11 protein-coding genes are annotated in these 12,626 nt (G+C 74.2%); 3 read left to right on the plus strand and 8 right to left on the minus strand.

The window, feature by feature from the left end:
• The first annotated feature begins 50 nt into the window (after window positions 1-50).
• Together ACH34T_RS29620 and ACH34T_RS29625 are read left to right on the plus strand one after the other, a co-directional pair.
• Window positions 51-1,358 carry a sensor histidine kinase gene (locus ACH34T_RS29620; protein ID WP_396024216.1) on the plus strand — a complete coding sequence of 436 codons (1,308 nt, stop codon included), beginning with the start codon at window positions 51-53 and terminating at the stop codon, window positions 1,356-1,358.
• Complete coding sequence (locus ACH34T_RS29625) at window positions 1,355-1,999, plus strand: response regulator (RefSeq protein WP_396024217.1); 645 nt, start codon at window positions 1,355-1,357, stop codon at window positions 1,997-1,999. The genes ACH34T_RS29620 and ACH34T_RS29625 overlap by 4 nt, the downstream gene beginning before the upstream one ends.
• A gap of 8 nt (window positions 2,000-2,007) precedes the next feature.
• Here the strand turns inward: ACH34T_RS29625 and ACH34T_RS29630 are convergent, their stop codons facing one another.
• Window positions 2,008-2,484, minus strand: coding sequence for a DUF1707 domain-containing protein (locus tag ACH34T_RS29630; protein WP_396024218.1), 477 nt, complete (start codon window positions 2,482-2,484; stop codon window positions 2,008-2,010).
• 2 nt (window positions 2,485-2,486) lie between these two features.
• The gene (locus ACH34T_RS29635) at window positions 2,487-3,179 is read right to left on the minus strand and encodes a PadR family transcriptional regulator (RefSeq protein WP_396024219.1); all 693 of its coding nucleotides are present in this window, start codon (window positions 3,177-3,179) and stop codon (window positions 2,487-2,489) included.
• A 184-nt stretch (window positions 3,180-3,363) separates the two neighbouring features.
• Here ACH34T_RS29635 and ACH34T_RS29640 point away from each other — a divergent pair, with 184 nt between their 5' ends.
• Window positions 3,364-5,373, plus strand: coding sequence for a phosphatase PAP2 family protein (locus tag ACH34T_RS29640; protein WP_396024220.1), 2,010 nt, complete (start codon window positions 3,364-3,366; stop codon window positions 5,371-5,373).
• A 9-nt stretch (window positions 5,374-5,382) separates the two neighbouring features.
• Here ACH34T_RS29640 and hpnH read toward each other — a convergent pair whose 3' ends face one another.
• The 6 genes from hpnH to hpnC are packed head-to-tail and all read right to left on the minus strand — an operon-like array spanning window position 5,383 to window position 12,548.
• Window positions 5,383-6,381, minus strand: a complete 999-nt coding sequence (gene hpnH / locus ACH34T_RS29645; RefSeq protein ID WP_396024221.1) for an adenosyl-hopene transferase HpnH — start codon at window positions 6,379-6,381, stop codon at window positions 5,383-5,385.
• Between the two features lie 10 nt (window positions 6,382-6,391).
• Complete coding sequence (gene shc, locus ACH34T_RS29650; protein WP_396024222.1) at window positions 6,392-8,281, minus strand: squalene--hopene cyclase; 1,890 nt, start codon at window positions 8,279-8,281, stop codon at window positions 6,392-6,394.
• Entirely contained in the window at window positions 8,281-9,291 is a 1,011-nt protein-coding gene (locus ACH34T_RS29655) for a polyprenyl synthetase family protein (protein WP_396024223.1), read from the minus strand. The genes shc and ACH34T_RS29655 overlap by 1 nt, the downstream gene beginning before the upstream one ends.
• The gene (hpnE, locus tag ACH34T_RS29660) at window positions 9,288-10,670 is read right to left on the minus strand and encodes a hydroxysqualene dehydroxylase HpnE (protein ID WP_396024224.1); all 1,383 of its coding nucleotides are present in this window, start codon (window positions 10,668-10,670) and stop codon (window positions 9,288-9,290) included. The genes ACH34T_RS29655 and hpnE overlap by 4 nt, the downstream gene beginning before the upstream one ends.
• 13 nt (window positions 10,671-10,683) lie before the next feature.
• Window positions 10,684-11,601 carry a presqualene diphosphate synthase HpnD gene (gene hpnD, locus ACH34T_RS29665; RefSeq protein WP_396024225.1) on the minus strand — a complete coding sequence of 306 codons (918 nt, stop codon included), beginning with the start codon at window positions 11,599-11,601 and terminating at the stop codon, window positions 10,684-10,686.
• Window positions 11,598-12,548, minus strand: a complete 951-nt coding sequence (gene hpnC / locus ACH34T_RS29670) for a squalene synthase HpnC (protein ID WP_396024226.1) — start codon at window positions 12,546-12,548, stop codon at window positions 11,598-11,600. The genes hpnD and hpnC overlap by 4 nt, the downstream gene beginning before the upstream one ends.
• Between the last annotated feature and the right edge of the window lie 78 nt (window positions 12,549-12,626).

Here is a 12,626-nt window from a genome sequence, read left to right on the forward strand (position 1 = left end):
TTCGTAGGGGTCGCGCATCGCGTCCGGGTGCGTACCGTGTCCTTGTGCGCATGTCATCGCCGCGTTCCGCGCTGGCGCGGCTCCTCCCGCCCGGACGGGCCCGCGACCTGACCGCCGACGCCGTCGTCGTCGCGTCCGGCGTGGCGCTGAGCCTCGGCGGGGACGGAGGCACGATCGTCCGCCCGCACGGCGGCGCGACGGCTGCGCTGTTCCTGATTCCCGCGCTGGCGCTGGCGTTCCGGCGCCGCGCCCCGATGACGGTCGCGTGGCTCACCGCCGCCCTCGCCGCCCTGGTGTGGATCGTCGAGCAGGCCGCGCCGGGCACGCTGCTGCGCGTGGACGCCGACCACACCCTCAGGCCGCCGGTGTGGTGGACGCCCACCGCGCCGCTCGCCGCGTACGCGGCGATGGCGTTCCCGCGCGACGGCGCCCGCCCGGTCTGGATCCGCGCGCTGCCCGTCGCCGCGATGCTCGTCCTGGTCGGCGGCGGCCTGAGCGAGATCCTCCCCGCCGCCGCGATGCGGCGGTTCTCGGCACAGGAGAGCGACAGCGTCGAGGCGCTGGTGTTCCGCAGTGTCGGCGTCGTCGCGGTCGCGGCGCTGATCGGCATGTACGCGGCGGCCCGCCGGCGCGTGGTGCAGGCGCTCACCGAGCGGGCGGAGCGGGCCGAGCGCGAGCGGCACCTGCTGGCCGAGCGGGCCCGCGCGGAGGAGCGCGCCCGGCTCGCCGCCGAGATGCACGACGTCGTCGCGCACCGGGTGACGCTGATGGTGCTCCAGGCGGGGGCGCTGCGCGTCCGGGCGCCGGACGAGCCGACCCGCGAGGCGGCCGAGGCGCTGCGCGGCACCGGCTGCCAGGCCCTCGAAGAGCTCCGCGACGTGATCGGCCTCCTGCGCCGCGGCGACACCGCGGGCTCCGGCCCTCTGCCCGGCCCGTCCGGCCCGCCTGAGCAGCCCGATCTGCCCGACCTGTCGGCGCTGGTCGCCGAGTCGGCGGCGGTCGGCGTCGCGGTCGAGCTGGCCGAGCACGGCGACCCGCCGTCCGCGTCGCCCGCCGTGGGGCGCACCGCGTACCGGGTCGTCCAGGAGGCGCTGACCAACGCGCGCAAGCACGCGCCGGGCGCGGCCGTCCACGTGGACGTCCGCTACCGCGCCGACGGCGTGACGCTGACCGTCCGCAACGCGGCGGCGTCGCGCGAACCGGACGCCGAGCTCGCGGCCAGCGGTTCCGGGATGGGCCTCGCCGGCCTCCGCGAACGCGTCGAGCTGATCGGCGGGACGTTCACGGCCGGTCCGCACCTGGACGGGTTCCAGGTCGAGGCGTCCCTGCCCGCCTACGTCCCGGTGGCGAACCCGTGATCACGGTCCTGCTGGTGGACGACGAGCCGATGGTGTGCGCGCACCTGCGCACCATCCTCGGCGCGGCCGACGACGTCGAGGTGGTGGGGGAGGCGCACGACGGGGCCGCCGGGGTGGAGGCCGTCGTCCGCCACCGGCCGCACGTGGTGCTCATGGACCTGCGGATGCCGGGCGTGGACGGCCTCGCCGCCATCGAGCGGATCGCCGCGCTGCGCTCACCGCCCGTCGTGGTCGCGCTGACGACGTTCGACGCCGACGAGTACGTCATCCGCGCGCTGCGGGCGGGCGCGGCGGGCTTCCTGCTGAAGTCGACGCCGCCGGAGGACCTGGTGAAGCTCGTCCGGGTCGCCGCCGACGGGCACACCGTCATGTCGGCGGCCGCGACGATGCGGCTGCTCGGCACGGCGGACGCGCGCGCGACCGACCGCGACCGGACCCGGGCCCTCGTCGGCGGCCTCACCGGACGGGAGACGCAGGTGCTGGCCTGCCTCGGCGAGGGCCTGTCCAACGCGCAGATCGCCGGACGGCTCCACCTCAGCGAGGCCACCGTCAAGGGCCACGTGTCCCGGCTGCTCGACAAGCTGGGCTGCGCCAACCGCACCCAGGCGGGGCTCGTCGCCCGCGACGCGGGCCTGCGCTGAGCCCCGCGTCAGGCACGCGTGCGGGACCGGCGGACCCCGACGGCCAGCAGCACGGCGCGGATCACCCAGATGGCCAGCGCGATCTGCAGGACGGCGAGGAACCCCGCGCCCGGCCCGATCGTGAACGTCAGCACCAGGAACACCGCGAGCAGCAGCGGGAACGCCTTGAAGTGCGGCCCGTGGTGATGGCGCCGCATGTGACGGTGCCCCCACGCGGGGTGCCCCGGCCCGCCGAACATGACGGCCGCGCCCTGCTGCCACGGGACTTCGGGCGCCGCCGTCTCGGGCTCGGGCAGCCCGGTCGGGTCCGGCAGATCGCGGACGAGCGGGCGCAGGTCGCCGCGCGTTTTGGCGGACAGCACGGCGTCGAGGCGCTCGTCCAGCTCGCCGGCGTCGAGGCGGCCCGCGGCGAAATGGTCGTGCAGGGCGAGCATGACCGCGTCGCGCTCGGCGTCGCCGATCCGGATCTCATCCTGGCGTGCCATGGTCACTCCCCGGTGTTCGCGGCCGTCGGCCCGCCGTCGTCGTCGCCGTCGCCGTCGGCGTCATCGGTGTCTGCCAGTTCGGTGTCGTCGTCGGCGAGGATGCGATAGAGGCTCCGCCGCGTGTCGGACAGGACGTCCTTGGCCCGGTCGACCTGCTCCGGCGAGCCGGAGTGGACGATCTGCATCACCGCCGCCCCCGTCTGCGCGGCCTGCCTGAACAGCTCGGGAACGCCCTCGCCGAACTCGGGCGTCATCTCCGCCCATGGCTCGGCCAGCCGCTCGGCGTTCTCCTCGACGTGGGCGCGGCCCTCGTCGGTCAGGTGGAACGACCGGCGCCCGCCGGACTCCTCGCCCGCGATCAGGCCCTCGTCCACGAGCTGCTGGAGCGCCGGGTAGACCGCGCCGGGGCTCGGCTTCCACGCGCCGTCGCTGCGCTCGTTGATCTCCTGGATGATCTGGTAGCCGTTGCGCGGCTCCTCGGCGAGCAGCACGAGGATCGCCGCGCGGACGTTCCCCTTGCGCGCCTTGGCGCCCCGCCCCCACGGCCCGCCGCGCCCGCGCGCCCAGGGCGGACGCGGCCCCGGCCCGAAGCCGAACCCGCCCGGCGGGCCCCACGGCCCGGGACCGGGACCGCCGCCGAACAGCGCGCCGAACGGGAAGTCGCGCCAGGGGCCGCGGCCATGCATGTGACCCATGTTCTCCACCACCTTCTGAGAGCTCTCTATGAGCTCTCGCGATACGACAACGATATATCGAAGACGCACGGCCGCGCCAGATGGTTCCCCGGGATCCGGGCGCCGGATCCGGGCATGATCCTTGAATCCGGTCATCGCCGTCTGATCGCCAGGAAACCTGGGTAACAGGCGTATGAGGAGGACGATGGGCACACACGAAGCGGTGACCGCGAGGGACGCGGTGTTCACCCCCGACACGCCGCGCCCCAGCCTGCGCGTCCGCCGCGAGCTGCTGGTCGGGCTGCTGCTCTTCTCGCTGTACGCCCTGGTCACCAGGCTCCCCGAGGGGGGCAGGACGGCGACGGCCCGCGCGCACGGCGAGGCGATCTTCAATCTGGAGAAGTCGCTGCGCCTCGACGTCGAGCTCGGTCTCAACGGCTGGCTCGCGAACCAGTCGGTGCTGCGGGTGCTGGCGAACTACGAGTACGCGATCACCTACATCGCGAGCGCGCTGGCCCTGCTGGTCTGGCTGTTCGTCCGGCATCCCGAGCGGTACCGGACGGCCCGCAACGCGTTCATCCTGCTCAACCTCGGCGGCCTCGCGACGTTCGCGCTGTACCCCGTCATGCCGCCGCGGCTGATGCCCGACCTCGGGTTCGTCGACACCGTCCTGCAGGGCCGCACCTGGGGATCGTGGGGGTCGCCGCTGGTCGAGCACGCCGACAAGTTCGCCGCCGTGCCGTCGCTGCACATGGGCTGGACGCTCTGGGTCGGCGTCGAGCTCGCGCGCGTGCACGCCAGGCGCTGGGTGCAGGTGCTGAATGCGGCGCACGTCCTCGTCACCCTGTACGTCATCCTCGCCACCGCGAACCACTACATCCTGGACGCGATCATCGCCGTGCCGTACGTCTTCGCGGCCGTGTTCGTGGCGGAGCGCGTCGCCCGTCCGGCGCCCGCGCGGGCCCAGGGCCCCGACGCGTTCTTCCTCGCCGTGGAGACGCCCGAGGCCCCGCAGCAGGCCGGTGGCGTGATCATGCTGGACAGCTCGCGGAAGGACGTCGGCCGCGCCGACCTCGTCCGCGTGATCGAGGAGCGGCTGGGCGGGCTGCCGCGGTTCCGGCAGCGGCTCGTCCGGCGGGGCCGGTGGCGCCGTCCCGTCTGGCGCGACCACGGCCCGGTCGACTGGGAATGGCACGTCGCCGAACGGCACGTCGACGGCATGCCCGGCCTGCGCGCCGCGGTCGCCGAACTCCAGTCGCAAGGGCTGCCCCTGGACCGGCCCCCGTGGCGCATGGTCGTGATGAAGGGCGCCGAACCCGGCCGCACCGCCGTCGTGTACCTGATGCATCACGTGGTCGCCGACGGCGTCGGCATCGTGGCGCAGGCCGTCTACCTGATGGACCCGCCGCCCGAGCCGTTCACCGGCCGCCTCCCGCGCAGGCCGTTCCGCAAGGCGCTCGCCACCGTGGTCGGGCTGAGCCAGCTCGCCGTGGACGTCGCGCCCCCCGACCGCCTGCCCGCCGCGGGGACGTCCGAACGCCGGTACAGCACCATGCATCTGCCGCTCGCGACCGTCCGGGAGGTGGGCCGCCGCTACGGCGCGCGGGTCACCGACGTCGTGCTGTGCGCGGTCGCGGGCGCGCTGAACCGCGTCGTCAGCGAGGACGACGGCCGCCCCGGCACCTGCCGCGTCGCCGTCCCGCTGATGATGCGGCCGCCCGGCAGCGCGATGGTCGGCAACCACACCACCGCCGTCATGGTCGACCTGCCGATCGGGAAGATGTCCGAGACCGACCGGCTCGCGCTGATCACCAGGCGGAGCCGCGTGCTGCGGTCCGGCACCAGGGCGCAGGCCGCGTGGACCGTGATGTGGCAGGCGGGACGGCTCATGCCCGTGCCCCTGCACGCCCGGTTCGCGCGGATGGCCTACAGCGGCCGCTTCCTGCAGGGCACCGTGTCGAGCCTCCCCGGCCCCGACAAGATGCTGCGGCTCGCCGGGGCCCCGCTCACCGCCGTGTACCCGATCGTCCCGCTCGCGCCCGGCGCGCCGTTCGCGATCGCCGCGCTCGGCGTCGACCGCGAGCTGTGCTTCGGGCTCTCGCTCGACCCCGGCCTCGCGGACGACGCCGACGCGCTGATGGACGCCGTCCTCGACGTCATCGAGGAACTCCGCGACGAGCCGGAACGACCGGAACGACCGGAGCGGCCGAAGTGATCAGGGTGATCAGAGGCTGCGCATCGCGCGCAGCGACTCCTTGAGCGAGCCCATCGTCGCGAACACGGCGGTCGGCTCGTAGCCGCAGTGCGCCATGCAGTTCGCGCAGCGGTCGTCGCGTCCGCGCCCGTAGGCGGTCCAGTCGGTGGTGTCGAGAAGCTCCTGGTAGGTGGCGGTGTGGCCGTCGTCCATCAGGTAGCAGGGCCGCTGCCAGCCCTTCAGCGAGTACGACGGGATCGCCCACGCCGTGCACGGGAAGTCGACCTTCCCCTCCAGGAAGTCGAGGAACAGCGGCGAGTGGTTGAACCGCCAGCGCTTGCGCCGGCCGCCGGCGAACGCCTTGCGGAACAGCTCCCGCGTCTCCTTCACGCCGAGGAAGTGCTCCTGGTCGGGCGCCTTCTCGTACGCGTACGCGGGCGAGATCATCATCTGGTCGACGCGGAGGTCGTCGTTGAGGTGGTCGAGGACGTCGATCACCGTCTGCGGCGTGTCGGTGTTGAAGACCGTCGTGTTCGTCGTGACCCGGAAACCGCGCTCCTGGCAGAGCCTGATCGCGTCCACGGCCTGGTCGAACACGCCCTCCTTGCAGACGGACGCGTCGTGCCGCTCCCGCAGCCCGTCGATGTGCACCGCCCACGCGAAGTACCGGGACGGCGCGAACTGGTCGATCTTCCTCGGGATGAGCGCCGCGTTCGTGCACAGGAACACGTACCGCTTCATCCTGATCAGCTCGGCCACCAGCTCCCCGATCTGGGGGTGCATCAGCGGCTCGCCGCCCGCGATCGACACCATCGGCGCGCCGCACTCGCGGATCGCCGCGACCGCCTGCTCGACCGGCATCCGCTGCTTCAGCACGTCCGCCGGGTGCTGGATCTTCCCGCAGCCCGCGCACGCCAGGTTGCACGCGTACAGCGGCTCCAGCTCGACGATCAGCGGGAACCGGGTGCGGCCGCGGAGCTTGTTGCGCAGGACGTAGCCGCCGATGCGCAGGCCCTGGCGCAGTGGCATCGCCATCTCTTCACGAACCCTTCAGGTAGCGGCCCAGCGCGCTGAGGGGGAACACCAGGCGGTACAGGTGGTAGTTGATGTAGAAGTCGCCGGGGAATCCGGTGCCGGTGAAGTGGTCCTCGTCCCAGGTGCCGTCCTCGCGCTGCCGCTCGACGAGCCACCGGACGCCGCGCTCGACGGACTCCCCGCGTTCACCGGCGGCGAGCAGCGCGAGCAGCGCCCACGCGGTCTGCGACGCCGTCGACGTCCCGTGCCCGACCCACGACCGGTCGCGGTAGGACCGCAGGTCCTCGCCCCAGCCGCCGTCGTCGCGCTGGTGCCGCTCCAGCCAGCCGACCGCGTCCCGGATCACGGGCTTCTCCGGACGGACGCCCGCCGCGATCAGCGCGGGCACGACGCTGCCCGTCCCGTACACGTGGTTGGCGCCCCAGCGGCCGAACCACGAGCCGTCCGGTTCCTGCGCCTTGAGCAGCCAGACCACCGCCCGCTTGACCAGGAGCGAGTCGGCCATGCCGCGGTGCGCCATCGCCTCGATCACGTGCGCGGTGACGTCCGCCGAAGGCGGGTCGATCACCTCGCCGAAGTCGCAGAACGGCAGCTCGCGGCACAGCGTGCGGGTGTTGTCGGCGTCGAACGCGGCGAACCCGCCGTCCCGCGAGACCATCCCGGCCATCCACCGGACGCCGCGCTCGATCGCCGGCTCGGCCAGCGGATGCTGGACGCGGTTCAGCGCGATGACCACCTCGGCCGTGTCGTCGACGTCGGGATAGCAGTCGTTGTCGAACTCGAACGCCCAGCCGCCCGGCGGCAGGTCCGGGCGGCGCACCGACCAGTCGCCCGGTCCCTTGACCTCCTCGCGGATCACCCAGCCGGCCGCCCTCTCCAGGGCGGGGTGCCCGGTGGGGAGACCGGCGTCGGCGAGCGCGGTAATGGCGAGGACGGTGTCCCAGACGGGCGACTGGCACGCCTCCAGGCGCCGTCCCTTCTCGTCGCGGATCGTGAAGCGTTCGAGGCCGTCCAGGCCCCGCCGGACGACGGGATGGTCGAGCCCGTAGCCGAGGAGGTGCAGCGCGAGCAGCGAGTACACCCACGGCGGCTGGATCCCGCCCCACGAGCCGTCCCGCTCCTGCCGCGCGATGATCCACTCGGCGGCGCGGCGGAGCGCCGCCCGCCGCAGCGCCTTCACGGGGCGGCGTTCGTACACGTGCAGGGCCGCGTCGAGGGTCCGGAACGCCGCGTCCCGGCCGGATCGCGGGCGGCGCGCGGGACGCGGGACGTCGTAGCCGGGATACAGCTCGTCCAGCGTGAACGGCAGCGGCCGGACGGGACGCAGCGCCGCCACCACCGTCAGCGGGACGATCGTCTGCCGCGCCCAGCACGCGAAGTCGTAGACGTTCAGCGGGACCCAGCGCGGCAGGAAGATCATCTCCGGCGGCACCACCGGCAGCTCGTCCCACGGCCACCGGCCGAACATCGCCAGCCAGAACCGCGTGAACACGCGCGTCGCCGGGACGCCGCCTTCGCCGCGGACGTAGGCGGCGGCGCGGGCCATGTGGTCGTCGCCCGGCGCGTCCCCGGCCAGGCGCAGCGCCACGTACGCCTCGACGGTCGTCGACAGCTCCGGCGGGCCGCCGTGGAAGTTGGCCCAGGTGCCGTCCGGGGCCTGCTGCGACCTGATCCAGCGGGCCGCCTCGCGCGTGTCGTCCTCGTCGCGGACGCCGAGGAACTCGCGGAGCAGCAGGTCCTCGGCGTCCATCGTGACGTTCGTCTGCAGCTCGCCCTGCCACCAGCCCTCCGGCGACTGGAGGAGGAGCAGATGCTCGCGCGCCGCCTCCAGCGCGCCGGCCGCCGTCCGCGTTCCGGCCGTCCGCGTTCCGGTCGTCTCCTCCGTCGCCGTCATCAGTGGTCCCGGCGGGTGACGAAGTCGGCGATGCGCAGGAACTCGGCGCGGACGGGGTCGGGCAGCCGGGCGGACACCAGATGCTCGGCGGCGCGCTGGATGCGGCTCTCCGCTTCGAGCTCGGCCCACGCGCGCCCGCCCGCCGCCTCTACGAGCGCGGCCACCCGCTCCAGCTCGTCCTCGGAGAGGCCGGGGCGCGCGTACAGCTCGGCCAGCTGCGCGGCCTCCGGCCCGCCGGCGTTGAGCGCGGCGACGATGGGCAGCGACATCTTGCGGGACCGCAGGTCCGACAGCGCGGGCTTACCGGTCGTCGCCGGGTCGCCCCAGATGCCGAGCAGGTCGTCCGCCAGCTGGAACGCGATGCCGAGGTCGGCGCCGAACGCGTCCAGCGCGGCCGACAGCGGCTCCGGCGCCCCGTCCAGGACGGCCCCGATCGAGCAGGAGCACGCCAACAGCGCGGCGGTCTTGTCGGACGCCATCGCCAGGCACTCGTCCACGCCGATGTGCTTGCGGGTCTCGAAGTCCATGTCGAGGGACTGGCCCGCGATCAGCCGCCGCGTGGTCGCGGACAGCGCGCGCGCCGCCCGCGCGGACCCCTGTCCAGGCGCCTCCAGCAGAACCTCACCCGCGAGCGCGAGAAGCGCGTCACCGCCCAGGATCGCGGACGCTTCACCGAAGACCGTCCATGCGGCCGGACGGTGTCGCCGGGTCCGGTCGCCGTCCATGATGTCGTCGTGCAGAAGCGAGAACGCATGGACGAGTTCGACCGCGACCGCTCCCGGTAGAGCGCTCTCTGGCGGCGCCAAGGCCGCGCGGGCCGAAAGCAGTGCGAGCGCCGGACGGAGCGCCTTGCCGGTCGGCGTCTTGCGCGGATGGCCTGCCTCGTCCGTCCAGCCGAGGTGGTAGGCCGCGACACGGTAGGTGCGCGGATCGAGCCTGCCGACCGCCGCGCGCAGCGCGCCGTCGACGAGCTCGCGGACGTCGGTCAGCGAGACCGGAACGGTGGTCACCGGCCCCTCACCCCCTCCAGGTCGCGGTCTCGGGGGCGTTCCAGGTGGCGGCGGACCAGGCGGGCGGCGGTCAGGCCGCTGCGCACCGCGCCCTCCATCGTGTCCGGCCAGCCCGTGTCGGTCCACGCCCCGGCCAGGAACAGGCCGGGCGCCCGCGTCGCCGCTCCCGGCCGCGCGGACGCGCTCCCCGGACGCTGCCGGAACGTCGCCCGCCGCTCCCGCGTCACGAACAGCTCCCGGACGTCGGCGCCCCGCGCGGCGGGCAGCAGCCGCCGCAGCTCGGGGACGAACCGGGCGCGCAGCTCGGCCGTCGGCATGTCGATCCAGCGGTCGGCCGCCGACAGCGAGATCGCCAGGTACTGGCCGCCGCGAAGGCCGCTGACCGCCGTCCGGTCGAACACCCACTGGACGGGCGAGCCGACCGCGGCGGCGAACGGAGCGTGCCGGGGGCCATGGGCGGCCCCACGGAAGGACGGCCCGTCCATGACCTTCCGGTCGTAGACGACGTGGACGTTCACGATCGGGCTGGCGTCCAGCTCGTGCCAGCGCAGCGGGTCCGGCAGCGCCTGCGCGGGCAGCAGCCGCGCCGCCGCCTCGTGCGGCACCGCCAGGATCACCGCGTCGGCGGCCATCGGGACGCCGTCCACCACGACCTTCGGGTCGGTGGTGACCGCCTCCACCTTGGACTTCAGCCGGACCGTCCCGCCCATCTCCGCGATCCGCCGCAGCGCGGGCCCGCCGTGCAGCTCCTCCAGCGGGACGAGCGGCAGCCCGATGTCGGCGGCGTCGGCGCGTCCGAACAGGGCCCGGCGGCACACCATCGCCGACAGGCCCATCGCGGCGTCGTCGATCTCGGCGTTCAGCGCGGACGTGAGGAACAGCCCCCACAGCGCCTGCCGCGTCCACGGCCGCTGCCCGTGTTCGGCCAGCCACGCCCCGGCCGAGACGGCGTCGAGCGCGGGATCGGCCGGGTCGAGCCGCCGCATCCCGGCCGACGCGCGGATCGCGCGGAGCCTGTCCCTGAGGGGGAGCGGCCCGTATCCGGCGAGCGCGGGCAGCAGGTGCAGCGGGCTGGGCAGACTGGAGCGCCTCAGCCGGGCCGGTCGCGCGCCCGGCCGCAGGACGGGCACGTCGAAGCGGTCCTGCACGTCCACCAGGTGCTCGGCGCGGAGCCTGCGCAGCAGGCCCTGGTACGCCGAGCAGCACCGCAGGAAGACGTGCTGTCCGTTGTCGACGCACAGCTCGCCGCGCCCGAACGAGTGCGTGGCGCCGCCCAGCCACGGCCTGGACTCCACGAGCGTCACCGGGACGCCCGACTCCTGCAGCGCGATCGCGGCGCTGATCCCCGCGAGCCCGCCGCCCACGATCACGACGCTCATCCCCCCGCCTCCCTCACCGCTCCACCCCCGAGAGCGCCCGCGCGGCCACGACCGCCTTCTGCCAGGTCGGCAGCGACACCCGGGAGTTCAGCGCGGCCGAAGGGCGCGCCGCGATGTTCTCCAGCAGCCGCCGGTAGATCCCCGCCATCGCCGCCGTGCAGGCCGCGCTGCGGCGGTCGAGCAGCGGCAGCAGCCGCAGGCCCTCGGCGTACCAGGCCCGCGCCCGCTCCGCCTGGAAGCCGATCAGCTCGTTCAGCCGCCACGGCGGGTCGACGAACGTGCCGGAGTCGTCCAGGGCCAGGGTGCAGTCGAAGCGCTCCAGGTCCTCGGTCGGAATGTAGATCCGGCCCGCCATCCGGTCCTCGCGCAGGTCGCGCAGGATGTTCGTGAGCTGGAGCGCGACGCCGAGCGAGTCCGCGAGGCCCTCCGCGCGCTGGCGGCCGTCCGAGCCGAACACCCCGAGCGACAGCCGGCCGACCGTCCCCGCGACCCGCTGGCAGTAGCGCAGCAGGTCGTCGAACGTCTTGTAGTCGGCGCCGCGGACGTCGTCCTCGCAGCCGTCGATCAGCTCGTCGAACGCGTCCAGCGGGATCGGGTAGCGGGCCGCCGCGTCCGCCAGCGCGGTCAGCACCGGGTGGCCCTCCAGGGCCTCGACGTCCGCTCGCCGCCGCAGCACCTCCTGCACCGTCGACAGCCGCCGCCGCGACCGGTCGAGCAGGTCGAGGCGCACGCACGCCGGCTCGGGGCCGTCCCCGATGTCGTCGACGCCCCGCGCGAACGCGTAGATCGCGCTCATCGCCCGCCGCTTCGGGACCGGCATCAGCCGGATCCCGTAGGAGAAGTTGCGGGCCTCCTCGCGCACCACCCGCTCGCAGTGCCGATAGGCCTCGAAGACCTGGTCGGAACGCTCGTGGGTATCCGAAACCGTCATCGCTTCCCCCCTTCCCTTCCGAGGGCTCGTGCCCATCCGGTCAGCAACGTCGCCCGCCGCGGGCGCGGCCGATGCGCGAGGACGTCGTAGCGGCCGCGCTCCAGCGCGGTGAGCGCGGCCCGTCCTCCGGCCACGTAGCCCGCGACGGCGACCCGCGCCCAGCCCGTCAGGCCCGCCATCAGCGGCGCGGCGCCGCGGTCCAGCAGGTCGCGGGCGCGGCCTGCCTCCAGCGCGACGACGCCGCGCAGCCGCGTCGGCGTCATCGGGCGGGCGAGGTCGTCCTCGGCGCAGCCGAACCGGCGGAGATCCTCGCCCGGCAGGTAGATCCGCCCGGCGCGGTGGTCCTCCCCGACGTCCTGGCAGTGCTCGATGACCTGCAGCGCGGTGCACACGTCGTCCGACGCGGCCACCAGGGCGGGCCGGTGCGCGCGGAACAGCCGCAGGACGATCCGTCCCACCGGCGCGGCCGACAGGGCGCAGTACTCGACCAGGTCGCCGAACGTCTCGTACCGGTGGACGACCTGGTCCTGCCGGTTGGCCCGGACGAGATCGCGGAACGGCTCCTCAGGCAGCCGGTTCGCGTGCACCACCGGGGCCAGGCTCCGTAACTGCGGCAGGTTCGGCGTCCGCCCGGCGAACACGCGGTCGAGGTCGTCGTCCACGAGTCCGAGCAGCTTGGCCCGCTGCTCCCGCGGCGCCTCGTCGCCGATGTCGTCGACGAGCCGCGCGAAGCCGTACACGGCGCGCAGCCCGGCGCGGTGCCTGGCGGGCAGCAGCCGCGCCGCGACCGGGAAGTTCTCCCGCGCGGCGAGCCGGTCCAGCGCGCGGTCGTGCTCGTCGAAGCTCCAGCCGCCGGGCTCCCGGTGGTCGGAGTCCAGGCCGGCGGAGTCCCGGTCGTCGGAGTCCCGGTCGCCGGGGCTCCTGGGCGATTCAATGATCACCTTCATGAGATCGACCGGACCGGCACTAGAGAAACTCCGGCCAAGGTATGGAGTTTTTGAAACGCCGCGTGACCGGCCGCAACC

Origin of the sequence: Actinomadura sp. 9N215 (assembly GCF_044326345.1) — a bacterium.
Taxonomy (GTDB): domain Bacteria; phylum Actinomycetota; class Actinomycetes; order Streptosporangiales; family Streptosporangiaceae; genus Spirillospora.